The 24,772-nt window shown below is 72.2% G+C and carries 18 protein-coding genes and 2 pseudogenes; 15 read left to right on the top strand and 5 right to left on the bottom strand.

Annotated features, from left to right (window positions below):
- Positions 1–140 precede the first annotated feature (140 nt).
- Positions 141–2,096: an acetate--CoA ligase gene (acs, locus tag ACFQ9Z_RS11865; protein ID WP_383014786.1), complete on the bottom strand. Its 1,956-nt coding sequence runs from the start codon at positions 2,094–2,096 to the stop codon at positions 141–143.
- Between the two features lie 117 nt (positions 2,097–2,213).
- Complete coding sequence (locus ACFQ9Z_RS11860) at positions 2,214–4,550, bottom strand: SulP family inorganic anion transporter (protein WP_383014783.1); 2,337 nt, start codon at positions 4,548–4,550, stop codon at positions 2,214–2,216.
- 337 nt (positions 4,551–4,887) lie between these two features.
- On the opposite strand from ACFQ9Z_RS11860, the gene ACFQ9Z_RS11855 reads away from it, so the two are divergent.
- Positions 4,888–6,153, top strand: a complete 1,266-nt coding sequence (locus ACFQ9Z_RS11855; protein ID WP_383014780.1) for a hypothetical protein — start codon at positions 4,888–4,890, stop codon at positions 6,151–6,153.
- A 3-nt stretch (positions 6,154–6,156) separates the two neighbouring features.
- Here ACFQ9Z_RS11855 and ACFQ9Z_RS11850 read toward each other — a convergent pair whose 3' ends face one another.
- Positions 6,157–7,137 carry an ATP-binding protein gene (locus ACFQ9Z_RS11850; protein WP_383014777.1) on the bottom strand — a complete coding sequence of 327 codons (981 nt, stop codon included), beginning with the start codon at positions 7,135–7,137 and terminating at the stop codon, positions 6,157–6,159.
- A 100-nt stretch (positions 7,138–7,237) separates the two neighbouring features.
- On the opposite strand from ACFQ9Z_RS11850, the gene ACFQ9Z_RS11845 reads away from it, so the two are divergent.
- Positions 7,238–8,062 carry an oxidoreductase gene (locus ACFQ9Z_RS11845; protein ID WP_383014774.1) on the top strand — a complete coding sequence of 275 codons (825 nt, stop codon included), beginning with the start codon at positions 7,238–7,240 and terminating at the stop codon, positions 8,060–8,062.
- 359 nt (positions 8,063–8,421) lie between these two features.
- Here ACFQ9Z_RS11845 and ACFQ9Z_RS11840 read toward each other — a convergent pair whose 3' ends face one another.
- Positions 8,422–9,255 (bottom strand): HAD family hydrolase, encoded by an 834-nt coding sequence (locus ACFQ9Z_RS11840; RefSeq protein ID WP_383014771.1) that lies wholly within the window; start codon positions 9,253–9,255, stop codon positions 8,422–8,424.
- 588 nt (positions 9,256–9,843) lie between these two features.
- Here ACFQ9Z_RS11840 and ssd point away from each other — a divergent pair.
- From ssd to ACFQ9Z_RS11805, 7 genes and pseudogenes are all read left to right on the top strand, one after another.
- A complete protein-coding gene (gene ssd / locus ACFQ9Z_RS11835; protein WP_383014767.1) occupies positions 9,844–10,950 on the top strand; it encodes a septum site-determining protein Ssd in 1,107 nt (368 codons plus the stop codon).
- Positions 10,947–12,158 (top strand): TadA family conjugal transfer-associated ATPase, encoded by a 1,212-nt coding sequence (locus ACFQ9Z_RS11830; protein ID WP_383014764.1) that lies wholly within the window; start codon positions 10,947–10,949, stop codon positions 12,156–12,158. Before ssd ends, ACFQ9Z_RS11830 begins: the two co-directional genes overlap by 4 nt.
- On the top strand, positions 12,148–13,011 hold the full coding sequence (locus ACFQ9Z_RS11825; protein ID WP_383014761.1) for a type II secretion system F family protein: 864 nt from the start codon (positions 12,148–12,150) through the stop codon (positions 13,009–13,011). Before ACFQ9Z_RS11830 ends, ACFQ9Z_RS11825 begins: the two co-directional genes overlap by 11 nt.
- The gene (locus ACFQ9Z_RS11820; protein ID WP_383014759.1) at positions 13,008–13,793 is read left to right on the top strand and encodes a type II secretion system F family protein; all 786 of its coding nucleotides are present in this window, start codon (positions 13,008–13,010) and stop codon (positions 13,791–13,793) included. Before ACFQ9Z_RS11825 ends, ACFQ9Z_RS11820 begins: the two co-directional genes overlap by 4 nt.
- A gap of 116 nt (positions 13,794–13,909) precedes the next feature.
- The gene (locus ACFQ9Z_RS11815) at positions 13,910–14,110 is read left to right on the top strand and encodes a DUF4244 domain-containing protein (protein WP_383014755.1); all 201 of its coding nucleotides are present in this window, start codon (positions 13,910–13,912) and stop codon (positions 14,108–14,110) included.
- 22 nt (positions 14,111–14,132) lie between these two features.
- Positions 14,133–14,456, top strand: a pseudogene (locus tag ACFQ9Z_RS11810) (TadE family type IV pilus minor pilin); the annotation flags it as partial.
- 242 nt (positions 14,457–14,698) lie between these two features.
- Positions 14,699–15,091, top strand: a pseudogene (locus ACFQ9Z_RS11805) (Rv3654c family TadE-like protein); the annotation flags it as partial.
- A 49-nt stretch (positions 15,092–15,140) separates the two neighbouring features.
- Here ACFQ9Z_RS11805 and ACFQ9Z_RS11800 read toward each other — a convergent pair.
- A complete protein-coding gene (locus ACFQ9Z_RS11800; RefSeq protein WP_383014752.1) occupies positions 15,141–17,633 on the bottom strand; it encodes a DEAD/DEAH box helicase in 2,493 nt (830 codons plus the stop codon).
- An 80-nt stretch (positions 17,634–17,713) separates the two neighbouring features.
- Here ACFQ9Z_RS11800 and bldG point away from each other — a divergent pair, with 80 nt between their 5' ends.
- The 6 genes from bldG (at position 17,714) to ACFQ9Z_RS11770 (ending at position 24,629) form a co-directional block, all read left to right on the top strand.
- Positions 17,714–18,055, top strand: coding sequence for an anti-sigma factor antagonist BldG (gene bldG / locus ACFQ9Z_RS11795; RefSeq protein WP_010986038.1), 342 nt, complete (start codon positions 17,714–17,716; stop codon positions 18,053–18,055).
- Positions 18,056–18,211: 156 nt separating this feature from the next.
- On the top strand, positions 18,212–18,652 hold the full coding sequence (locus ACFQ9Z_RS11790) for an ATP-binding protein (RefSeq protein WP_383014749.1): 441 nt from the start codon (positions 18,212–18,214) through the stop codon (positions 18,650–18,652).
- A 335-nt stretch (positions 18,653–18,987) separates the two neighbouring features.
- Positions 18,988–21,393: a sodium-translocating pyrophosphatase gene (locus ACFQ9Z_RS11785; protein ID WP_383014746.1), complete on the top strand. Its 2,406-nt coding sequence runs from the start codon at positions 18,988–18,990 to the stop codon at positions 21,391–21,393.
- Between the two features lie 213 nt (positions 21,394–21,606).
- A complete protein-coding gene (locus ACFQ9Z_RS11780) occupies positions 21,607–22,209 on the top strand; it encodes a small secreted protein (RefSeq protein WP_383014743.1) in 603 nt (200 codons plus the stop codon).
- A gap of 297 nt (positions 22,210–22,506) precedes the next feature.
- The gene (locus ACFQ9Z_RS11775; protein ID WP_383014740.1) at positions 22,507–24,027 is read left to right on the top strand and encodes a methyltransferase; all 1,521 of its coding nucleotides are present in this window, start codon (positions 22,507–22,509) and stop codon (positions 24,025–24,027) included.
- Positions 24,028–24,431: 404 nt separating this feature from the next.
- On the top strand, positions 24,432–24,629 hold the full coding sequence (locus ACFQ9Z_RS11770; RefSeq protein WP_383014737.1) for a hypothetical protein: 198 nt from the start codon (positions 24,432–24,434) through the stop codon (positions 24,627–24,629).
- Positions 24,630–24,772: the final 143 nt, after the last annotated feature.

The following is a 24,772-nucleotide window of genomic DNA, read 5'->3' as shown; positions in this document are numbered from 1 at the left end:
CCCAAGGTGCCCTCGGGACGCATCCGGCGATCCGAACATCAGACGCAAAAGGGGCGCCCGGCGTGCTCCTGCCACCCGGGTGCCCCTTTGCGCCGCTCCCGCGGGTCGGCGGGCGGCGTGGCCGCCGACCCGCGGCCCGTCTAGTCCTCGCTCGGCGTCGCCGGGAGCTTCGTCTGGATGAGGTCCATGACCGCGGAGTCGGTCAGCGTGGTGACATCCCCGAGCTGACGGTTCTCGGCGACGTCCCGCAGCAGGCGGCGCATGATCTTGCCGGAACGCGTCTTCGGCAGCTCCGCCACCGGCAGGATCCGCTTCGGCTTGGCGATCGGGCCGAGGGTGGCGCCGACGTGGTCGCGCAGCGCGCCGATCAGCTTGTCGTCCTCGGACGCCGAGCCACGCAGGATGACGAAGGCGACGATGGCCTGGCCGGTGGTCTCGTCGGCGGCTCCGACGACCGCCGCCTCGGCGATCGACGGGTGCGAGACGAGCGCCGACTCCACCTCGGTGGTGGAGATGTTGTGGCCGGACACCAGCATCACGTCGTCCACCCGGCCCAGCAGCCAGATGTCGCCGTCGTCGTCCTTCTTGGCGCCGTCACCGGCGAAGTACTTGCCCTCAAAACGCGACCAGTAAGTGTCGATGTACCGCTGGTCGTCGCCCCAGATGGTGCGCAGCATCGACGGCCACGGCTCGGTGAGCACGAGGTAACCGCCGCCTCCGTCGGGCACCTCGTTCGCCTCGTCGTCCACGACGGTGGCGCTGATGCCGGGCAGCGGGCGCTGCGCCGAGCCGGGCTTCGCCGCGGTGACGCCGGGCAGCGGCGAGATCATCATCGCGCCGGTCTCCGTCTGCCACCAGGTGTCCACCACCGGGGTGGCGTCGGCGCCGATGTGCTTGCGGTACCAGATCCACGCCTCGGGGTTGATCGGCTCGCCCACGGAGCCGAGGACCCGCAGGGACGAAAGGTCGAACCGCTCGGGGATCTCGTCGCCCCACTTCATGAACGTACGGATCGCGGTCGGCGCGGTGTAGAGGATCGTGACCCGGTACTTCTCCACGATCTCCCAGAAGCGGCCCTGGTGCGGGGTGTCCGGGGTGCCCTCGTACATGACCTGGGTCGCGCCGTTGGCCAGCGGCCCGTACACGATGTACGAGTGCCCGGTGACCCAGCCGACGTCCGCCGTGCACCAGTAGACGTCCGTCTCCGGCTTGAGGTCGAACACCGCCCAGTGCGTGTACGCAGTCTGGGTCAGGTAACCGCCGGAGGTGTGCAGGATGCCCTTCGGCTTACCCGTGGTGCCCGAGGTGTAGAGGATGAACAGCGGGTGCTCCGCGTCGAACGCCTCCGGGGTGTGCTCGGCGGACTGCCGCTCCACCAGCTCGTGCCACCACACGTCCCGCTCGCCGTCCCAGGCGACGTCCTGCCCGGTGCGGCGCACCACGAGCACGTGCTCGACGTTGTCGACCTTGGTGATCGCCTCGTCCACGGCCGGCTTGAGCGCGGAGGGCTTGCCGCGCCGGTAGCCGCCGTCGGAGGTGATGACGACCTTGGCGTCGGCGTCCTGGATCCGGGTGGCGAGCGCGTCCGCCGAGAAGCCGCCGAAGACCACCGAATGCGCCGCGCCGATCCGGGCCGAGGCCAGCATCGCGATCGCGGTCTCGGGGATCATCGGCATGTAGATGGCGACCCGGTCGCCCTTGCGGACCCCGAGCTCCAGCAGCGCGTTGGCCGCCTTGGAGACCTCGTCCTTCAGCTCCGCGTAGGTGATCGAACGGCTGTCGCCGGGCTCCCCCTCGAAGTGGATGGCGACCCGGTCCCCGTGCCCTGCCTCGACATGCCGGTCCACGCAGTTGTACGCGACGTTCAGCTCGCCGTCCTTGAACCACTTGGCGAACGGCGGGTTCGACCAGTCCAGCGTCTCCGACGGTTCCTTGGCCCAGGTCAGCCGGCGGGCCTGCTCGGCCCAGAAGCCGAGCCTGTCAGCCTTGGCCTGTTCGTACGCCTCGGCCCTGACGTTGGCGTTTGCGGCCAGGTCAGCGGGCGGCGCGAAGCGTCGCTCCTCCCTCAAGAGGTTGGCCAGGCTTTCGTTGCTCACGACATCTCCCTTTCCCAGGGTGTCCGTTGTGTCCCGGGCCACAGCTCATCAGACGCAGGGGTCCGATGACAAGGGTCGACGGCAAAATTGGTTTAGACCTGTCGACCGGCTCGGCGCTCAGACCGGACTCCGCAGCTCCGGGGCCGTACCCATCCCCTGTTCCGCCTCCTTTCCCGCGGCTCCCGCCACATACTCGAAAACCGCGCCGCCGTCCCCGCCCGCGTCGAGCAGATAGGCCTGCGCCTCGCCCACGTGGAAGTACATCCCGTGCAGTTCCAGCGCGCCGGCCGCCAGAGCGCGCGCGACCGTCTCGTTCGCCCGCAGGTGGTCGAGCTGCTGGACCACGTTGGTCAGGCAGAGCCGCTCCACCGCGTCGGCGGGCGGACGCCCGGCCAGCCGGGGCCGGACGCGGTGGTCGCCGGCCATCCGGGCGAGGCTCGGCCGCCCGTGCCCGAGCCAGCGCTTCAGCGGCGTCTCCGCGCCCCCGGGCTCGGCGGCCAGCAGCGCCTGCATGGCCCCGCACCCGGAGTGCCCGCACACCGTGATCGACCGCACCCCGAGCACGTCCACCGCGTACTCGACGGCGGCGGCCACCGAGTGGTCGCCGTGCTCCTCGTCCGGCGGCGGCACCAGGTTGCCGATGTTGCGGACGACGAACAGGTCACCCGGACCGCTGGAAGTGATCATCGAGGTGACCAGCCGGGAGTCGGCACAGGTGAGGAAGAGCTGCGAAGGCCGCTGCCCCTCCCGCGCGAGCCGCGCCAGCTCCTCGCGGACCAGTGGGGCGGTGTTCCGCTGGAAGGAGCTGATGCCCCGGGCGAGGTCATGGGTGACGGGGGTGACGGGGGCCTGCGCGAAGCAGGCCTGGTGGTTGCGCCAGGGCGTCCAGGGCCGGCACCGGCACTCCGCGGACGGGCCCGGATCCGACGGCCGGACTCTTCCGCGCCGGCCGGTCAGCTCCGCGGTTCCGCCCCGCGCGGTGTGCGCGTTCTGCCAGTCCTGCAGTGACTCGTACGCCGCGTGGTCCATGAACGAACCGTCCAACTCCACAACGGCGTGCGCGCCGTGGGGTACGAGATGCAGGGTTCTGCTGAGCCGGGGCACGGCGAGGAACGTCAGCTGGCCGCGTACGTGTACGTGATGGACTCCTTCCTTCTTCGTGTGCGAGATGCGGGTGTGGGCGAGGCGGTGCAGGGCGAGGGCGACCGCCACGGCGATCCCGAGGACGACGCCCTCCAGAACTCCGAAGATCACCACGCCGAGGGTGGTGGCGGCGTACACCAGCACTTCACGGTGGCGGGTCACCGTGCGGATGTGGTGCAGGGACACCATCTGGATGCCGACGGCCATCACCAGGGCGGCGAGCGAGGCGAGCGGGATCCACTCCAGGAGCGGGACCATCAGCAGCGCGGCGACTACTACGAAAACGCCGTGCAGCATCGTGGAGTTCCGGCTCACCGCACCCGAGTTCACGTTCGCGGTACTGCGCACGGCCACCCCCGCCACCGGCAGCCCGCCCAGCGCTCCGGAGACGATGTTGGCGGCGCCCTGGCCGAGCAGCTCGCGGTCGAGGTCCGAGCGTCCGACATCGGCCTGGGGGCCGGGCCGGGCGGCGACCAGCTTGTCCACGGCGACCGCGCCGAGCAGTGACTGCACACTGCACACCAGGGTCGTGGTGAGCACGGCGGCGGCGATCCCGAGCCCCGGGCCCTCGGGAAGTCCGGCCAGCGCGTGGCTGCTCCAGGACGGAAGGTCGACGCGGGGCAGGGTCAGCCCTGTCAGCGCGGCGGTGACGGTGGCCCCGGTGACGGCCACCAGGGCGGCCGGGAGCCGGCGCAGCAGCCGGCCGGCCCGGCCGGGCACGCGTGGCCAGGCCAGCAGCAGGGTCAGGGTCAGCGCGCTCATCGACAGGGCGGCCGGGTCCAGGTCCGCGAGCTGGGCGGGCAGGGCGCGCAGATTGGCGAGGACGGAACTGTCCGGGCTGCCGCCGAGGACGATGTGCAACTGGGCGACGGCGATGGTGACGCCGATGCCGGCGAGCATGCCGTGCACCACGGCGGGGCTGACGGCGAGCGCGCCGCGGGCCACGCGCAGGCAGCCCAGGCCCAGTTGGGCGAGCCCGGCGAGGACGGTGATGGCGCAGGTGGTCCGCCAGCCGTAGCGGTGAATGAGGTCGGCGGTGACCACGGTGAGTCCGGCGGCGGGGCCGCTGACCTGCAGGGGACAGCCACCGAGCCGGCCGGCGACCAGTCCGCCCACCGCGGCGGCGACCAGACCGGCCTGGAGCGGGGCGCCGGTCGCCAGGGCGATGCCGAGGGACAGGGGCAGTGCGATCAGGAAGACCGCGATGGACGCGGACAGGTCGGCGCCCCGAACGAGGCGGTGACGCGGGGTCCGTGGCGGGCTGTGCGGCGGGTGGGATTGGTGGGTGTGTGCGGGGGCGCAGGCTGACATGGTCCCGTCTCCTCCGGGTGGCGCGGTCGCGTACTGGGTGGTTCCCCGTCATGGCGGGGGCTCGGTCGCGGCCGTGGGGTCACGGCGTGCAGTGGCGGGAAGAGTTCAACGCTTCGTAAATGAACCGTAATCCAGAGTAAAGGTCACGCATAGCTTTTAGTGGCAAATGGGGTAAAGGGTCACCTATACGGGCGAAGCGATCATTTCTTCGGCTTGTCGTACTAATTCCTTCCCGGCCCCGTGCGACCTTGGCGGCGCTGTCGGCACAACCCGGCACATCACCTGAGAACGCCCTCATCAGCGTTGGCCTGAGAGAAGGAAGAAGGTGAGGCGGAAGATGGCCGCCACCCAGAGGATCGCCGTGGGCGCCATGGTCGCCGCGGCCTGTACCGCGTCGCTGGCCGGCTGCTCGTCCGGCGGCGACGGCCCGAAGGAAGCGGCGTCCGGCCCGCGGCAGGGGGCGCCGGCGCCCAACAGCGTGCTGCGGCTGATCGGCGACGGATCCACCGCCTACACCGGCGGGCAGCCGCACCTGCCCGTGCCCGAGCGGCTGAAGCCCGGTGAGAAACCTCCTCAGTTCGTGGTGTTCTCCTGGGACGGCGCGGGGGAGGACAGCCAGAAGCTGTTCTCCCACTTCCGCAAGGTCTCCAAGGAGAACAACGCGACGATGACGTACTTCCTCAGCGGCGTGTACCTGCTGCCGAAGGAGAAGCGCGAGCTCTACAGACCGCCGCAACACGCCCCGGGCAGCTCGGAGATCGGCTTCAACGACGCGCAGGGCATTGCCGACACCCTCAAGCAGGTGCGGCTGGCCTGGCTGGAGGGCAACGAGATCGGCACCCACTTCAACGGCCACTTCTGCGGCCCCGACGGCGGCGTCGGCGAGTGGTCGGTGAAGGAGTGGGAGAGCGAGGTCGCCCAGGCCAAGCAGTTCGTGAAGGGCTGGCGGACCAACACCGGCACGAAGAAGGCCGCCCCCCTGCCCTTCGACTACGACAAGGAGCTCATCGGCGCCCGGACCCCCTGCCTCGAGGGCCAGAAGAACTTCAGGAAGGCGGCCCGCCAACTGGGCTTCCGCTACGACTCGAGCGGAGTCGACGACCAGGTGTGGCCCGAGAAGAAGGAAGGCCTGTGGGACCTGTCGATGCAGCTCGTCCCGTTCCCCGGGCACACCTACGAGCAGCTGACCATGGATTACAACTTCATGGTCAACCAGTCCGGCACGCAGACCCAGGGTGACCCCGACATGTACGACTACTGGGGCGACCAGATGCGTGACGGCCTGCTCAAGGGCTTCTACCGGGCCTACGACGGCAACCGCGCACCGCTGATCATCGGCAACCACTTCGAGTCCTGGAACGGCGGCACCTACATGCGTGCCGTCGACGAGGTGGTGAAGGAGGTGTGCAACAAGCCCGAGGTGCGCTGTGTCTCCTTCCACCAGCTCGCGGACTGGCTGGACGCGCAGGACCCGCAGACGCTGGCCAAGCTGCGCACCCTGAAGGTGGGCGAGGCGCCCCGGCAGGGCTGGGCTTCACTGCTGGCGGGGCGCCCGGCCCCGGCGCCCAAGGGGGTCCCCGGGGCGCCGGCGGTCAAGCAGTAGGCGTCACACGGGGGTTGCCAGACCCTCACCGAGCACGAACCCGGGATCGACCTGCGCCGCCAGGTCGGTCCCGGTGCGCTCGTTGCCCCAGGCCTCGGCGTTCCTGAGGTGGAAGTGGACCATCTGGCGCGTGTAGCGCTCCCAGTCGCGCGATGCGTAGGTGGCGTCGGCGGCGGCCCGCAGCGCCTGCAGGGAACGGACGTTGGCCTCCTCCAGGAGACCGAACCGGGGCGGGCGGCCCTTCTCCATGGCGCGCACCCAGTCCGAGTGCCCGACCGTCACCAGCAGGTCGTCGCCGACCTCCGCGCGGAGGAAGTCGATGTCGTCCTGCCCCTGGACCTTGTTGCCGACGACCTTCAGGATCACGCCGAAGTCGCGGGCGTACTCCTGGTACTGGCGGTAGACGGAGACCCCCTTCCGGGTCGGCTCGGCGACGAGGAACGTCATGTCGAAGCGGGTGAACAGGCCGGAGGCGAAGGAGTCCGAACCAGCCGTCATGTCGACCACGACGTACTCGTCGGGTCCGTCGACGAGGTGGTTCAGGAACAGCTCCACCGCTCCCGTCTTGGAGTGGTAGCAGGCGACCCCCAGGTCGGCGTCCGTGAAGGGGCCGGTGACCATCAAACGGACGGCGCCGCCGTCGAGTTCCACCGGGCGCGCACAGGCGTCGTACACCGCGTTCGGCTCCTGCACCCGGACCAGCCGCGAGCCCTCGCCGGGCGGAGTCGTCTTGATCATCGTCGCGGCGGAGGCGATGCGCGGGTTGGTGCCGCGCAGGTGGTCCTTGATCAGCGACAGCCGCTCGCCCATCGCGGGCAGCGCGGCCGCCTGGGCCTCGTCGAGCCCGAGTGCGGGACCGAGGTGCTGGTTGATGTCGGCGTCGATGGCGAGCACCGGGGTGCCGGCAGCCACTAGGTGGCGGATGAAGAGGGAGGAGAGCGTGGTCTTGCCGCTGCCGCCCTTCCCGACGAAAGCAATTTTCATGTTCACCAACAGTAGTCAACTGATAGCTGTACGTGTCAGGCCAAGTGAAGAAGACCACTCCTTCGTGGGGTGGGGCGGCGGGGTGCGTAGTGTCGTACTCATGAGTACGACAGGCGCGACCGCCGATCCGCTCGCGGCCCTGGGCTCGCTGCCCGGCGTGGCCGAGTCCGTGGAATCCGTGCGCAAGGCCGTGGACCGGGTCTACGGGCACCGGGTCATGCGGCGCCGCAGCAACGAGATCACCTCCGAGGCCGCCCTGCGCGGCGCCCGCGGCTCCGCGGCACTGTCCGGCGCCGACTGGGCCCTGGAGGAGGTGCGCCGGCGTTCCGACTTCGGCGTCGACGCCGATGCGATGGTCATGGGCGCGGCGCTGAGGCTGACGGCCGAGGCGGGACAGCTGCTGTCCATCTGGCGGCAGTCGCCGCTTCGGGTGCTGGCCCGGCTGCACCTGGTGGCCGCCGCGACCCAGGGCGACGAGGTGGGCCGGCCGCGCCAGGCGGGCGAGCCGGTCGACGAGCCCCTGCTCGAGCTGCCGCTGCCGGACGCAAAGGAGGTCTCGGGCCGACTGGAGGGACTGGCGGACCTGATCATCGCGGGCACTGCGGCGCCGGCCCTGGTCACCGCTGCCGTGGTGCACGGTGAGCTGCTCGCGCTGCGCCCGTTCACCTCGCACAACGGGCTGGTCGCGCGCACCGCCGAGCGGATCGTCCTGATCGGCAGCGGTCTCGACCCCAAGGCGGTCTGCCCGGCCGAGGTGGGACACGCCGAACTGGGCCGCGCCTCCTACCAGGCCGCGCTCGAGGGGTACGTCTCCGGCACCCCCGAGGGCATGGCGGCCTGGATCGCCCACTGCGGCCGTGCGATCGAGCTGGGAGCGCGCGAGTCCACCGCGGTGTGCGAGGCGCTGCAGCGCGGGGCCGCCTGAGTCGCAGGCCGCGGACATGTGCGAAAGGCCCCTCGAAGGGGCCCGGACAGGGTTGCGGCGGTACGAGTAACTCGTACCGCCGCTGGCACGCTCACCGGGTTACCAAGCGTCCTCGATATGTGCCCATCAGGTCGGGGACTTTGCCCGTCACCTGGTGCGGCTGGCCCGTAATCGACGGGTCGACGTCGCGTGGGTGCCCGGTGTTCGTGCGGGGGTCCGTGGGGCCAGTGCGTAGTGGTAGGGGATCCTCGCGGATGTCCTTTGGTCTCGCGGGCCTGAAACCTTTGTACTGCACCCCCGGGGCAAGCGGAACCCCTGCCCGCACATCTTTACTTTCGGCTGTAAAAGGTGCGAAACGGTCAGGAGGTCGTGCTCCGGCGCCGGCTCGCGTACCACACGAGGCCCGCGGTCGCGGCCGCCGCTCCGACGGCCGCCACAGCCACGAGGGCCGGGCGGGGCGGTACGGAGAAGCCCGGCAGCCGCTGCTTGAGCCGCACCGGCCGGGCGAACTCCAGCACGGGCCACCCGCGGGCGACCGCCTCGCGGCGCAGCGCGCGGTCGGGGTTCACGGCGTGCGGGTGCCCGACCGCCTGGAGCATGGGCAGATCGGTCGCAGAGTCGCTGTAGGCGTAGCAGCGGTCCAGGTCGTACCCCTCGGACACGGCCAGCTCCCGGACGGCCTCGGCCTTGGTCGGGCCGTAGGCGTAGTACTCCACTTCCCCGGTGAAGCAGCCGTCGTCGCCGACGACCATGCGCGTGGCCACCACCCGGTCGGCGCCCAGCAGTTCCCCGATCGGTTCGACCACCTCGGCCCCCGAGGTGGACACGATCACCACGTCGCGTCCGGCCGTGTGGTGCTCCTCGATGAGGGACGCGGCCTCGTCGTAGATGATCGGGTCGATCAGGTCGTGCAGGGTCTCGGCGACGATCTCCTTCACCTGCCGGACGTTCCAGCCCCGGCACATGCCGGACAGGTACTGGCGCATCCGCTCCATCTGGTCGTGGTCGAGACCGCCGGCCAGGAAGACGAACTGGGCGTACGCGGTTCGCAGTGCGGCCCTGCGGTTGATCAGGCCACCCTGGTAGAAGGACTTGCTGAAGGTGAGCGTGCTCGACTTCGCAATGACCGTCTTGTCCAGGTCAAAGAAGGCCGCTGCGCGGGGCAAGGAGTGGTTTTCCACGCCCCTGAGCATAGGCGCCCACCATTCGGCGTAAGGTGGGGCGTGTGGGTTTGCCTGAGAAGGCTCTCGGGTACACCATGGAAGTCACGGATCGTTCGCGACCGTGCTAACCCGGTCCGACTCCTCCCCCCCCGAGTCGGCCGTGGGGACGACCCCCGCTCTCCCCCCCGGCGGGGGTCGTCGCATGTCCGGACGGGTTTTCTTCTCTTTTCAACATGTCTCGCGGTCGGCTGTGCACGGCTCGACCGCGCCTCGCCACGCCTGGGTTTGGTCACGCAGTGTAACTGAAGCGCTGCTCTGAGGAAGTCCCGCAGGGGCTTCCGGGGAAGCCGGAACAGGGGTCGCCGGTATGGGTGACGGCGATATTCACAACCCCTGAGTCATCCACGGTTTTCGACCAAGATCCACACGATTTCCCGGATCGCTGCACCGTGATTCCCACGCGCTCCGACGGCCACGAGTTCATGGCCGGTTCTGATTGCCGGAGTGCCTATGGCCGGTTTCTGTCGTCCCGCAAAGGACGCCCCTTGCCGGCTCTTCACATCTTCGGGAATCGCGGGGCCGCCGAGGCCGCGCGGAACACATGCGAAGGGGGAGCACATGACCGGAACCGTCGCCCACGAGCCGCCGTCAGCCACCGGAGGCCGGCCGGGACGGCCGCTCATCGTCACCGAGGACGCGGACCTCCTGGACGATCTGCTGCGCCTGTGCGCGGCCGCGGGCGCCACACCCGAGGTGCATCACGGCGTACCCGATCACGGCGGCGGCTGGGAAGCGGCCCCGCTCGTCCTGGTCGGCGACGACGCGGCCCGCCGGGTGCGCGGAGCCGCACGCCGGCGCGGAGTGGTGCTGGTCGGCCGTGACCAGGACGACTCCGGGGTGTGGAAGCGGGCCGTCCAGATCGGCGCCGACCACGTCCTGATGCTGCCCGACGGTGAGCAGTGGCTGGTCGACCGCATCGCCGACGTCGCCGAGGGCGTCGGCCGCCCGGCCCTGACCGTCGGGGTCGTCGGCGGCCGGGGCGGGGCCGGCGCGTCCACACTGGCCTGCGCGCTGGCCGTCACCTCCGCACGCGAGGGGCTGCGCACCCTCCTCGTCGACGCCGATCCACTGGGCGGCGGACTCGACGTGCTCCTCGGCGGGGAGAGCGCCGAGGGGCTGCGCTGGCCCGCCTTCGCCGCATCCCGCGGCCGGGTCGGCGGCGGCGCGCTCGAGGAGTCGCTGCCCCGGCTGCACTCGCTGCGCGTGCTCAGCTGGGACCGCGGCGACTGCGTGGCCGTCCCGGCCCAGGCGGTCCGGGCCGTGCTCGCCGCCGCCCGCCGGCGCGGCGGCACGGTCGTGGTCGACCTCCCGCGCCGCCTGGACGACGGGGTCGCCGAAGCACTCGCCCAGCTCGATCTCGCGCTCCTCGTCGTCCCGGCCGATCTGCGGGCGGTCGCGGCTGCCGGCCGGGTCGCCTCGGCGCTCGGCATGGTCGTGAGGGACCTTCGCGTGGCGGTGCGCGGGCCGTACGCGCCCGGTCTCGACGACCGTGAGATCGCCCGGCTGCTCGGGCTGCCCCTGGCCGGTGAGGTACCCGTGGAACCGGCCCTGCAGCGTGCGCACGGTACCGGGAAGCCGCCCGCCGTGACCGGCCGCGGCCCGCTGGCCCGCTTCTGCACCGCCTTCTGGGAGCAGGCGCTGGTCGAGGCGGGAGGCCCCCGATGACCCTGCCCGGGCTCGAACGGGCCGACGTCACCGCCCTGCTGGACGGGGTCCGCCGCAGACTGGCCGAGAGCGGCGCCGAACCGACCCCGGCGCGCGTCGCCCAGGCGTTGCGCGAACAGGGCCGGGTCCTGGGTGACGCCGAGGTCCTGGGCGCGGCCGAGCAACTGCGGTCGGAACTCGTCGGGACCGGCCCGCTGGAGCCGCTGCTCGCCGATCCGAGCGTCACCGACGTCCTCGTGTCCGCCCCCGACCGGGTGTGGGTGGACCGCGGCGGCGGCCTGGAACTGACCCCGGTGGCCTTCCAGGACGCGGCGGCCGTACGGCGCCTCGCGCAGCGGCTGGCCGCCGTGGCCGGACGCCGGCTGGACGACGCACGGCCGTGGGCCGACGCCCGGCTGCCCGACGGGACCAGGCTGCACGCGGTGCTGCCGCCGGTGGCGGTCGGCTGCACCTGCCTGTCCCTGCGCGTCGTGCGGCCCCGGGCCTTCACGCTCGGGGAACTGGTCGAGGCGGGCACCGTGCCGCCCGGCGGGGACCGGATCCTGCGGGCACTGCTCGCGGCCCGGCTGTCCTTCCTGGTCAGCGGAGGCACCGGCAGCGGCAAGACGACCCTGCTGAGTGCGCTGCTCGGCCTGGTCGAACCCGGCGAACGGATCGTGCTCGCCGAGGACTCGGCGGAGCTGAGACCGGACCACCCGCACGTCGTACGGCTGGAGACCCGGCCCGCCAACCAGGAGGGCGCCGGCCTCGTGACCTTGGAGGACCTCGTCCGCCAGGCGCTGCGGATGCGCCCCGACCGCCTGGTCATCGGCGAGGTGCGGGGCCTGGAGGTGGTGCACCTGCTGGCCGCGCTCAACACCGGCCACGAGGGCTGCGGGACCGTGCACGCCAACGCCGCCGCCGACGTGCCCGCCCGTCTGGAAGCGCTCGGTACGGCGGCGGGACTCGACCGGGCGGCACTGCACAGCCAGTTGGCGGCCGCGCTGTCGGTGGTGCTCCACCTGGTACGAGACCGGTCCGGGCGGCGCCGGATCGCCGAAGTGCACGTGCTGGAACGGGACGCCTCGGGGCTGGTGCGGACAGTGCCGGCACTCCGCTGGGGCGAGCGGGCCTTCACCCGGGAGCGGGGCTGGGAGCGGCTGCGGGAGCTCCTGAGCGGCGGGTGCGGGAGCGAGCGGGACGAGAGGAACGAGGGAAATGAGCAGTGAGGCGTCGATGGGTGCGGCGGCGGCCTGTGTCGGAGCGGCGGCCTGGCTGCTGGGCGGACGGCAGCACGGGGTGCGGCGGGCGCGGCTGCTGCTGGCCGGCGGCGCGGGGGTGGCGGCCGGCCCGCCCTCCTGGGAGCGGGCCGCCGGGGAGTTGCGCCGGCTGCGGGGACGGCTGCGGCCCGAATGGTGGTCGTTCGCGGCGGGGCTGCTGCTCGCCCTGCTGGGCGCCTCGGTGATTCCGGTCGTCGCGGGGGCGGCCGGGGTGCCGGTGCTGCGCCGGGTGCGGCTGGCCCGGGAGGCCGGGCGGGCCGGGGAGCGGCGCGCGGACGCGGTGATCGGCCTGTGCGGGGTGCTGGCCGGGGAGGTGCGCGCCGGCAGGCAGCCCGGTGAGGCACTGCTGCGAGCCGCCCGGGACTCCGGCGGGCTCGGGGAGGCGCAGGCCGGCGTGGTCGCGGCCGCGCGGTTCGGCGGGGATGTGCCGGGCGCGCTGGCCGTCGCGGCCCGGCAACCGGGCGCCGAGGGGCTGCTGGGGCTCGCGGCCTGCTGGCGGGTGGCCGTGGACCAGGGCGCCGGGCTCGCGGACGGCATCGACCGGCTGGACGGGGCCCTGCGTGCCGAGCGCGACCAACGGGCGGATCTGCAAGCTCAGTTGTCCGGGGCTCGGGCGACGGCGCTGCTGCTCGCCGTGCTGCCCGCCCTGGGGCTGCTGCTCGGATCGGCCATGGGCGCCCACCCGCTGCGGGTGCTGCTGCACAGCGGGGCCGGGCTGGGCTGCCTGGTGGCCGGGGCGGTGTTCGAGGGCGCCGGGGTGTGGTGGGCGCGGCGGATCGTGCGGGGAGCGGAGGCGGCATGAGCGCGGAAGTCGTCCACAGGCTGGGGACGGCCGCGGCTGTCCTGCTCGTTGCGGGTTGGGCGACCCGATGGCTGGTCATGGCCCGGCGCCGGCGGCGGGGCAGGCGCCGGGTGGCCGAACTGCTGGACGTGGTGAAGGCCGGGTCCGGCCCGCCCTTCCGGGCCGGCGACACCATGCGGCGGTGGCTGCCGGTCGCCGGCGCGATGTGCGGGGCCTGGGTGCTGGCCGGGGGCGCGGCCGGTGCGGTCGTGGCTCTCGCCGTCGGCGCGGGGCTGTGGCGGTGGCGGCTCCGCCGGGCCGGTGCGGGCCCGGCGGAGGAGGTCGACACCGGGCTCGCGGCCCGCCAACTTCCCCTTGCCGCCGATCTGCTGGCCGCCTGCATCGCGGCCGGCGCCGGTCCGGTGGTCGCCGCCCAGGCGGTGGGGGAGGCCCTCGCGGGGCCGGTAGGGGAGGCGCTGGAGCGGGGTGCGGCCGAGGTACGGCTCGGTGGCGAACCGGTCGACGCCTGGCGCCGGCTGGCCGCGCTGCCCGCCGCCGGAGCGCTCGCCCGGCTGCTGGAACGGGCCGGCGATTCGGGTCTGCCCGCCGCGGGCCCCGTCGCCCGCCTCGCTTCGGACGCCCGCGCGGAGTGGGCCAGGGCGGCCACGGTCCGGGCGCGCAGAGCGGCCGTGATGGTCTCCGCACCGGTGGGGCTGTGCTTCCTGCCCGCGTTCATCGCGATCGGTGTGCTGCCCGTGGTGATCGGGCTGGCGGGCGGCGCGGTGGGAGGGGGTGGCGGCTGACGGCAGGGCGGTGGACGCGGTAGCGGACGTACCGGTGGCGCCGGTGATGACGCCGGACGCGGACGGACGACGCGGTTCCGAAAGCGACGAGAAGGCTGGAACGAGAGGAGTTCAAGGTGTGCGAGAAGGCTGGGAAGCTGTGGAAATCGGTGCGGGAACGATGGCGCACGGACACGGGGATGGTGACCTCGGAGTACGCGATGGGGATCATCGCCGCGGTCGGCTTCGCGTTGCTGCTCTACGAGGTCGTCACCAGCGGCCAGGTCAAGGCGGAACTGCAGGCCATCGTGAAGCGGGCGCTCAGTGCGCGGATGTGACGGTGAGCCGGACAGCGGGTTCGTGACCGCGGAGTCGGCGGTGGTGCTGTCGGTGCTGGTGGCGTTCACCATGGCGCTGGTCTGGGGGCTGCTCGTGGTGGCCGCCCAGATCCAGTGCGTGGACGCCGCCCGCACCGGCGCCCGGTCCGCCGCCCGGCAGGACCCGGCCGCCGCGGTGATGGAGGTGACCCGGCAGGCGGCGCCGGGCGGAGCCCGGGTGACGGTCAGCCGTGAGGGCGACCAGGTCCGGGTGACGGTGGCGGCCAGACCACCGCTGCTGACCGGACTTCCGTTCGAGGTCCGAGCGGACGCTGTGGCAGCGGCGGAGGAGACCGTCGGCACCGGCGCCGGGACGGGCGCAACGGCTGAGACGGGCAGTGGCGCGGGCAGCGGCGCTGGGGCTGACACGGGCAGCGGTACAGGCGCCGGAACCGGCGCGGGCGCGGGCACCCGAACCGGCGCGGGCAATGGGACGGGCGCTGGCAGCGGGACAGGAGACGGCACTGGTATCGGGACTCGTGTCGGTGCCGGCGTGGGCACGGGCGCCGGCGCGAGTGCGGTGACCGGGGCCGCGCGGGAGCCGGGGCCATGAGGCGCCGGCGACATGGACCCCGGGACGGACTCCGGTGCTCGGATCGCGGGTCGGCCACCGTCTGGAGCGTCGGGGTGATCACCGTGCTGTGCGTGGTCTTCGGCGTCGTGCTCGCCCTCGGGCAGGCGGTCGTGGTCAGGCACCGGGCGGCCGGCGGCGCCGACCTGGCGGCGCTCGCCGCAGCGGACCACTGGGCCGAGGGCACCGCGGGCGCCTGCGCCCGGGCGGAACGGGTGGCGGCGGCCCAGGGAGTCCGGCTGGTTCGATGCGTGATCGAGGGTGAGACCTCGGATGTCACCGCGGCCTCGGGGCGCGGGCCGTTCGCGGCTGAGGTCAGATCCAGAGCCGGTCCGCCCGGCCCTCTGCCTCCTGCGGCGGGGCCGGCCACGGGACCAGGCCGCTTGCCCGATCATCGCCGGCTTGATCGGGAACATCACCTCAGCCCTGCGGCTCCGACTCCTCCCGCGGCTTCTCCTCGGCGGCCTCCCGAGCCTCCCGCAGCAGCACCGTGAGGAGCCGTACCGCCCCTCTCTTGTGCAGCGGATCGTTGCCGTTTCCGCACTTGGGGGACTGGATGCAGGACGGGCAGCCCGCCTCGCACTCGCAGGAGGCGATGGCCTCACGGGTCGCGGCGAGCCAGTCGCGGGCCGTGTGGAAGGCGCGCTCCGCGAAGCCGGCGCCACCCGGATGGCCGTCGTAGACGAACACGGTCGGCAGGAGGGTGTCCGGGTGCAGCGGGACCGATACCCCGCCGATGTCCCAGCGGTCGCAGGTGGCGAACAGGGGGAGCATGCCGATCGATGCGTGTTCGGCGGCGTGCAGGGAGCCGCCGAGGATCTCCGGGGTGATCCGTGCCTCGTCCAGCTGGTCCTCGGTGACCGTCCACCACACCGCGCGGGTGCGCAGCGTACGAGGAGGTAGGTCGAGCTTCGTCTCACCGAGCACTTCACCCGTGATGAGCCGTCGGCGCAGGAAGGAGACCACCTGGTTGGTGACCTCGACGGAGCCGTAGCAGAGCCGGCCGGAGCCCCAGGGGATCTCGACGTCCGTCTCCAGGATGGAGATCGACGTGGTGTCCCGGGCGACCGTCGAGTACGGCGGGTCGGCCTGTTCGACCAGCGCGACCGAGTCCTCCAGGTCGAGGGAGCGCACCAGATAGGTGCGGCCCTGATGCAGGTGCACGGCGCCCTCGTGCACCGCGGAGTGCGCGGCGCCTTCGTCGACCGTGCCGAGCAGACGGCCCGTGCCCGCCTCCACGACCTGCACCGGCCGGCCGCCCGCGCCGCGGATGTCGGTCAGGTCGGCGGCCCGCTCCCGGCGCGTCCAGTGCCAGGCCCGGGTGCGGCGGCGCAGCAGCTTCGCGGCCTCCAGCTGCGGCAGCAGCCCGGCGCAGGCGGGTCCGAAGAGGTCGAGGTCCTCCTCGGTCAGCGGGATCTCCGCCGCGGCGGCGCACAGGTGCGGTGCGAGGACGTACGGGTTGTCGGGGTCGAGGACGGTCGATTCCACCGGCTGGTCGAACAGTGCCTCGGGATGATGGACGAGGAAGGTGTCCAGCGGGTCGTCGCGGGCCACCAGCACCGCCAGGGCCCCCTGTCCGGAGCGGCCCGCGCGGCCCGCCTGCTGCCACAGGGAGGCGCGCGTGCCGGGGTATCCGGCGATCAGGACCGCGTCCAGGCCCGAGACGTCCACGCCCAGCTCCAGGGCCGTCGTGGCGGCGAGTCCGAGCAGCTCGCCGGAGTGCAGGGCGCGCTCCAGGGCACGGCGCTCCTCGGGGAGGTAGCCGCCGCGGTAGGCCGCGACACGCCGGGCCAGCGAGCGGTCGATCTCGGCCAGCCGCTCCTGGGTGATCACCGAGATCAGCTCGGCGCCCCGCCGGGACCGCACGAAGGCGACCGAGCGCACGCCCTGCGCGGTGAGATCGGTCAGCAGGTCGGCGGTCTCGGCGGTGGCGGTACGCCGAACGGGTGCTCCCTTCTCGCCGTGCAGTTCGGTGAGCGGGGGCTCCCACAGGGCGAAGACCAGTTCCCCGCGCGGGGAGGCGTCGTCGGCGACCTCCACCACCGGCAGACCGGTGAGCCGGCCGGCGGCCACGGCGGGCTCGGCGGCGGTCGCGGAGGCCAGCAGGAAGACGGGCGAGGCTCCGTAGCGCGCGCACAGGCGGCGCAGCCGGCGCAGGACCTGGGCGACGTGCGAGCCGAACACACCCCGGTAGGTGTGGCACTCGTCGATGACGACGTACTTGAGCGCCTTCAGGAAGGAGGACCAGCGGGGGTGGGAGGGCAGTATCCCCCGGTGCAGCATGTCGGGATTGGTCAGTACGTAGTTCCCGTACTGGCGGATCCACTCCCGTTCCTCGAACGGTGTGTCGCCGTCGTACACGGCTGGGCGAACGGCACTGGCCAAAGGTTGTGAAAGTTCCTTCACCGCTCGGCACTGGTCCGCCGCGAGTGCCTTGGTAGGAGCCAGGTACAGGGCGGTGGCCCCGCGGCCGTTGGGCGCCTCGGAGCCGTCCAGGAGCGTCGACAGGACCGGCACGAGGTACGCGAGGGACTTGCCCGAGGCGGTGCCGGTGGCGACCACCACCGAGTCCCCGTCCAGGGCGTGCTCGGCGGCCAGCGCCTGGTGGGCCCAGGGGTGCTCGACGCCGCACGCCTGCACCGCGGCGATCACCTCGGAGCGAATCCGGTCAGGCCAGACGGCATGCCGACCCGCACGCGGGGGCAAGTGCTCCGTATGAGTGATGCGCGCGGATCGGCTCGGCCCGGAGGCGAGCCGGTCCAGAAGGGTGCTCGGAGACGGGCGGGACGCCGGGTCCGCCACGGGTCGATCGGATCGGTGATTCTTGGCCATCGGCACCGAGTGTGTCACCGGCGTGACGGACAATGGAGCCAAGGCGTCGTGCACGCCTGCCGGTAAGTGATTGAATGCCATCGCGGCTGGCGATGCGTCCCGAGGGCCGCAGGCCGGTGTCCCGAGGGGCGACCGCTCGATAGCAAGGTGCTGGAGGATCCGTGGACCTGTCCCTGTCGACCCGTACCGTCGGCGATCGTACGGTCGTCGAGGTCGGTGGCGAAATCGATGTATACACCGCGCCCAAGCTGCGCGAGCAGTTGGTCGAGCTGGTGAACGACGGCAATTTCCACCTCGTCGTCGACATGGAGGGCGTGGACTTCCTCGACTCCACCGGGCTCGGCGTGCTGGTCGGCGGCCTGAAGCGGGTGCGTGCCCATGAGGGCTCGCTGCGCCTGGTCTGCAACCAGGAGCGCATTCTGAAGATCTTCCGTATCACCGGCCTCACCAAGGTGTTCCCGATCCACACCTCGGTCGAGGAAGCGGTGGCGGCCACCGACTGACACCGGGCCGGTCACCTGGTCCGGGCCGCTCGCCGGTCCGGACATCGGTCGGCCCCGCCCCGGGCCGGTGAGTCCGGGGCCATGAGTACAGCAGGGGGTGCGGGCTCTCGGCGGTCCCGCCCCCGGACCGCACGCCCGTAGTCGCGAGGGGGATGCATGGCCACCGTCGAACTCCGCTTCAGCGCGCTGCCCGAGCACGTCCGCACCGCCCGGTTGGTGGCGGCAGCGGTGGCACGCAGGGCCGGAGTGGACGAGGCCGTACTCGACGAGGTGCGCCTCGCCGTGGGCGAGGCCTGCTCCCGCGCCGTCGGACTGCACCAGGTCAACGCCATCACGGCACCCGTGAAGGTCGCGCTGATCGAAGAGGAGAAACAGTTCTCCATCGAGGTCGGCGACGAGGCGCCGCACGCCGTCCCCGCCGAGCGGGTGGCCGGCGGAGCCGCAGCGGACGCGGACGTGGAAGCCGAGGAGGACGAGATGGGCCTCGCGGTCATCAGCGGCCTCGTGGACGACGTGGAGGTCACCACCGGCCGGGACGGCGGACTCATCCGCATGAGCTGGCCGACCACCGTTCCGCCGGCCGTCACCCTCGCCTGAACCCGCGCGCCGCGCGCCGCACCCGAACATCGCGCGGAGCGCGCAGCGCACAGCGCATCGAAGGGCCCTGCTGAGCAGGGCCTTTCGTGCTGTTTCCGGCGCGTCCAGGAATTCGTGAAGTAATTCACGATCAATACCTGATAATTTGATCAAGCACCAATGTGTCCGTCAACGCCTTTGAGGCGTTACCACTTTCGGGTTCCATGGCGGCAACTCGATCTTTTGCTGAAGAGCGCATGGCGGCGAATTCCGTTTACCGTCCCCTGTTTAGATCACTCTGGGGTACCTACAATCCGTCCACATCTTGAGCTCAGCCCAAGCGTCAAGGAGGACGAATGGCGGGGCTTTCTACCCCTCATCAGTTTGGCCACCCCACAACTCTCGCGGCCGCGGTACTCACGGACGACAACCGGATCATCGTGGCGGTGATCGCGGCCGTCGCCCTGGCCGCGCTCGCGGTCGCGGGCGTCCTGGTGCGCCAGGTGCTGGCGGCGGGCGAGGGCACCGAGAGCATGAAGCGGATCGCCGAAGCGGTCCAGGAAGGCGCCAAGGCCTATCTCGCCCGGCAACTCCGCACGCTCGGCGTATTCGCCGTAGTCGTCTTCTTCCTGCTCCTGCTGCTGCCCGCGGACGACTGGAATCAGCGTGCCGGAAGATCGGTGTTCTTCCTGATCGGTGCGGTGTTCTCGGCGGTCACCGGCTATATCGGCATGTGGCTCGCCGTGCGCAGCAATGTGCGCGTCGCCGCCGCGGCCCGGGAAGCGACTCCGGGCGAGGGTGAACCCGAGAAGGATCTCACCACCGTCTCGCACACCGCGATGAAGATCGCATTTCGCACCGGCGGCGTCGTCGGCATGTTCACGGTGGGGCTCGGCCTGCTGGGCGCCTCCTGTGTCGTGCTGGTGTACGCGGCCGACGCGCCGAAGGTGCTGGAAGGCTTCGGCCTCGGCGCCGCCCTGATCGCCATGTTCATGCGAGTGGGCGGCGGCATCTTCACCAAGGCCGCCGACGTCGGCGCCGACCTGGTCGGCAAGGTCGAGCAGGGCATTCCGGAGGACGATCCGCGCAATGCCGCGACCATCGCCGACAACGTGGGCGACAACGTCGGCGACTGCGCGGGCATGGCTGCCGACCTCTTCGAGTCGTACGCCGTCACCCTGGTGGCCGCGCTGATCCTCGGCAAGGCCGCCTTCGGCGACGCGGGGCTCGCCTTCCCGCTGCTGGTGCCCGCGATCGGTGTGCTCACCGCCATGATCGGCATCTTCGCGGTCGCGCCGCGCCGGGCCGACCGCAGTGGCATGACCGCGATCAACCGCGGCTTCTTCATCTCCGCGGTGATCTCGCTCGCACTGGTCGCGGTCGCGGTCTTCGTCTACCTGCCCGGGAAGTACTCCGGCCTGAACGGCGTCACCGACGTGGCGATCCGCGGCAAGAGCGGCGACCCGCGGATCCTCGCCCTCGTGGCGGTGGCGATCGGCATCCTGCTCGCCGCCGTGATCCAGCAGCTCACCGGCTACTTCACCGAGACCACCCGCCGCCCGGTCAGGGACATCGGCAAGACCTCCCTCACGGGCCCGGCAACCGTCGTCCTCTCCGGCATCTCGGTGGGCCTGGAATCGGCCGTCTACACCGCGCTGCTCATCGGGCTCGGCGTGTACGGCGCGTTCCTGCTCGGCGGCACCTCGATCATGCTCGCGCTGTTCGCGGTCGCCCTGGCCGGCACGGGGCTGCTCACCACGGTCGGCGTGATCGTCGCCATGGACACCTTCGGGCCGGTCTCCGACAACGCGCAGGGCATCGCGGAGATGTCCGGCGACGTCGAGGGCGCGGGCGCGCAGGTGCTCACCAACCTGGACGCGGTGGGCAACACCACCAAGGCCATCACCAAGGGCATCGCCATCGCCACCGCCGTCCTCGCGGCATCGGCGCTCTTCGGTTCGTACCGGGACGCCATCACCACCAACGTGCAGGACGTCGGCGCGAAACTCACCGGTCCCGGCTCGCCGCTGAGCCTGTCACTGGACATCTCGCAGCCCAACAACCTCGTCGGCCTCATCGCGGGCGCCGCGGTCGTCTTCCTCTTCTCCGGACTCGCCATCAACGCCGTGTCCCGCTCGGCCGGTTCGGTGGTGTTCGAGGTGCGACGGCAGTTCCGTGAGAAGCCGGGGATCATGGACTTCACCGAGAAGCCCGAGTACGGCAAGGTCGTCGACATCTGCACCAAGGACGCCCTGCGCGAGCTGGCCACCCCCGGTCTGCTCGCCGTCATGGCGCCCATCTTCATCGGCTTCACGCTCGGTGTCGGCGCGCTGGGCTCCTATTTGGCGGGCGCCATCGGCGCGGGCACGCTCATGGCGGTGTTCCTCGCCAACTCCGGCGGCGCCTGGGACAACGCCAAGAAGCTCGTGGAGGACGGCCATCACGGCGGCAAGGGCAGCGAGGCCCACGCCGCCACGGTGATCGGCGACACGGTCGGTGACCCGTTCAAGGACACCGCGGGGCCGGCGATCAACCCGTTGCTCAAGGTCATGAACCTGGTCTCGCTGCTCATCGCGCCCGCGGTGATCAAGTTCTCCTACGGCGAGGACCGGAACCTCGGCGTGCGGATCGGGATCGCTATCCTCGCGCTGCTGGTCATCGTCGTATCGGTGTACATCTCCAAGCGGCGCGGGATCGCCGTCGGCGACGACGAGAGCGCCGAGCGCGTCTCCAACTCACCGGACGCGGCGGTGGCTTCCTAGCACGCCTCCAACGGGCCTGCGCAACGGGCGGGCGGGCGGCACGTACTGACGTGCCGCCCGCCCGCCGCGTGTGCGGCGCCGGCCGGGTGGTGAGCCTTCTCTCCCGTGGTGCAAAGAATCACAAAAGATGACTTCCGGGTCCTTCGGCATGGGGTGGCCGTCGGTATGCCGTGTAGATTCCGGGGGCCGAGAGCCATGGAAGGGACCGATCCGGTGAACAAGAAGCTCGCGGCCGCACTGTCCGGCGGTGCGGTACTGGTGGCGGCGTTGTCGGGATGCAGCAGCAAGGACAGCGGGCCCGATCCCAAACTGGTCGCCTGGGCCAAGACGGTGTGCGACGCGGTGCCCGCCCAGGACGCCAAGATCAGGGAGGCGAACGCCTCGATCGCCAAGATAGCCACGGACAGCAACCTGCCGCCGAAGACGGCCAAGAGCACGTACGCCTCGGCCTTCCAGGACATGGCCGACGGCTACAAGGGGCTGGCCGCCGCCATCAACAGCGCCGGCGCGCCTCCCGGGGTCGAGGGCGGCGCCAAGCGGCAGAAGGACGCCGCCAAGAACCTCGCCGGTCTCGCCACGGCCTACGGCGACCTGAAGAAGAAGGTCGACGGGCTCGACACCGAGGACCAGGGCAAGTTCGCCAACGGCCTGCACGAGGTGGCCGACCAGACGAAGCAGATAGGTGAGCAGAGCAACAGCGGCACCGAGGCGCTGAAGCGGCTCGAGCAGGGCGATGTGAAGGACGCGATCGCCAAGCAGCCGAGCTGCAAGGTGGCCGCGTCGGCCTCCGCCCCGGCGCCGGCCACGGCCGGCTGACCCCGGACTCGGCGGCCGCCGCCCCCGGCATCCGGGTGACCCAGGCGTGCGACCGGCGTCCGACCGCCTTCGCCGCCCGGCCCGTCCGCCAAGGCCGACCGCCCCGGTATCCGGCCACCGCGGCCGGCCGGTGCCGGTCCCCCGACGGGCGGGCGGCGTGGGCCGGTGCCCACGATCCGGCGTCCTGCGTCGGCCGGACCCCGTGTCCCGGCGAGCGCTCCGGACCGGTGGACAGGGGCGGTGCCCGGACCCGTGCCGAGGCGGCCCGTCCCGGCCGGGCCGGGACACAATGGGGACGTGACTGACTCCGGCCTCGCCCCCCTGCCCGCCACCGACCGGCCCGGCACCGCCGCACGCCTGCGCGACGCCCTGCTCGCCGCCTCCTTCACCGCCGACGGGCTGCTCGATCTGCTCGGCGCCCCGGCCTACGCGGCGCTGGCCCGCAGTGAGACGGTGCCCGCGCTCCGGGCCACCCGCGGCGACACGCCGCTGGAGACGCTCGTCCGCCTCTTCCTGCTCCAGCAACCGGTGCCGCACGCGCGCGTGGCGGCCGTCCTGCCGGTCGCGGAGGCCCTGGAGGCCGGCTGGCTCAGCTCCGTGGGCGGCGACGAGGTCGCCGCGACCGTGGACGTGCGGCCCTACGGCGGCCCCGACGGCGAGGACTGGTTCATCGTCTCCGACCTGGGCTGCGCGGTCGGCGGCGCGGGCGGCATCGGCCAGCGCGACGAGGGAGTGGTCCTGGGCGTCGGCGGCGCCTCCACGACCCTGGCCGGCATCACCGTGCGCACGCCCGTGGCCTCCGCCCTCGACCTCGGCACCGGCTCCGGCATCCAGGCGCTGCACGCCTCCTCGCACGCCACGCGCGTGACGGCGACCGACGTCAACCCGCGCGCGCTGCACATCACCGCGCTCACCCTGGCGCTCTCCGGCGCGCCCGCCGCCGACCTGCGCGAGGGCTCGCTGTTCGAGCCGGTCCGGGACGACGAGACCTTCGACCTGATCGTGTCGAACCCGCCCTTCGTGATCTCGCCCGGCGCGCGGCTGACGTACCGCGACGGCGGCATGGGCGGGGACGATCTGTGCCGCTCGCTCGTTCAGCAGGCGGGGGAACGGCTGAACGAGGGCGGGTTCGCGCAGTTCCTCGCCAACTGGCAGCACGTCGAGGGGGAGGACTGGCAGGACAGACTCAGGTCGTGGGTGCCGCGCGGCTGCGACGCCTGGATCGTGCAGCGCGAGGTGCAGGACATCACGCAGTACGCGGAGCTGTGGCTCAGGGACGCCGGCGACCACCGCGGCGACCCGGCGGACTACCAGGCGCGCTACGACGCCTGGCTCGACGAGTTCGAGGCCCGCAAGGTCAAGGCGGTCGGCTTCGGCTGGATCACCCTGCGCAGGACCGGGGCCGCGGAGCCCTCGATCACCGTGGAGGAGTGGCCGCACTCGGTGGAGCAGCCGCTCGGGGAGGCGATCCGGGCGCACTTCGAGCGTCTCGACTATCTCCGGGACCACGACGACGCAGCCCTGCTGGAAGGCCGCTTCCGGTTGACCGCCGAGGTGGTCCAGGAGCAGGTCGGGCTGCCTGGCGCCGAGGACCCGGAGCATGTGGTGCTGCGCCAGCACCGCGGTATGCGCCGCGCCACGAAGGTCGACACGGTCGGCGCGGGCTTCGCCGGCGTGTGCGACGGCACGCTGAGCGCCGGCCGCATCCTGGACGCGATCGCCCAGCTCGTCGGTGAGGACGCGGTCCTGCTGCGCGACCGCACGCCGGCGCAGATCCGGCTGCTGGTCGAGCAGGGCTTCCTGGAGCCGGCGGGCTGACCGGCCGACGGCGGGCGAGGCGGTCGCCGACCGCAGCGGTTCGCCTCGCCTGCGATAACGGCCGCCGACGGCGCGCGTGCAGCGGCCGTAGCGCCGTCAGCGGGTCGCTGGAGGAGCGGCCGTAGCGCCGCCCGGCGGGCCGCCGGAGCAGCGGCCGTATCGCAGCTCGTCGGGCCGCCGTAGCAGCGTCCGGAGCGTCGTATGCCGGTGGCAAGGGCCGGAACCTTTCCGGCGCCGGGAAAACGGCCGGAAAAATATGGTCCCGCTCCAGCGAAGGCCCACTCGCTCGCATGTCGGGTGAACCGGCGGGTGTCCGTTCACCCCGATGTCGCCCGCCCGTCTCTCGCGGGTGCCACCCTCCACGCGCTGGGTACGGCGGTCGGCGCGGAAGGGCGGGCGGGAGCATGGAGAGCGGACCGGCGATCTTGGCGGGACTTGTGTTCGCCCTGTTCGGAGGCGCTCTGCTGGTGTGGACCGGCACCCGGGTGCGGCACCGCGAGCCGGTCGCCCTCGGTGTGAACCCGGTCGCATCGGCCGCCCTCGCCGGGGCCGCCGGAGTCGTCGCGCTGGGCCTCGCCGCGTACTGCCTGACCCGCCTCTGACGTCGGGGGCCGTCGTGCCGCCCCGGTAGTGGGAGCGTCACGCTCCGGACAGGGGAGCGGGGGCCGCCGCGGAGTCCGGGCGGCAGGAATACCGGTAGTCGGGTTACCGTTCGAGTGGCCGTTGTGGGCTTTTCCCGTTTGAC

Origin of the sequence: Streptomyces sp. NPDC056580, from assembly GCF_042793175.1 — a bacterium.
Taxonomy (GTDB): Bacteria; Actinomycetota; Actinomycetes; order Streptomycetales; family Streptomycetaceae; genus Streptomyces.
This window is presented reverse-complemented; position numbering and strand designations above follow the sequence as displayed.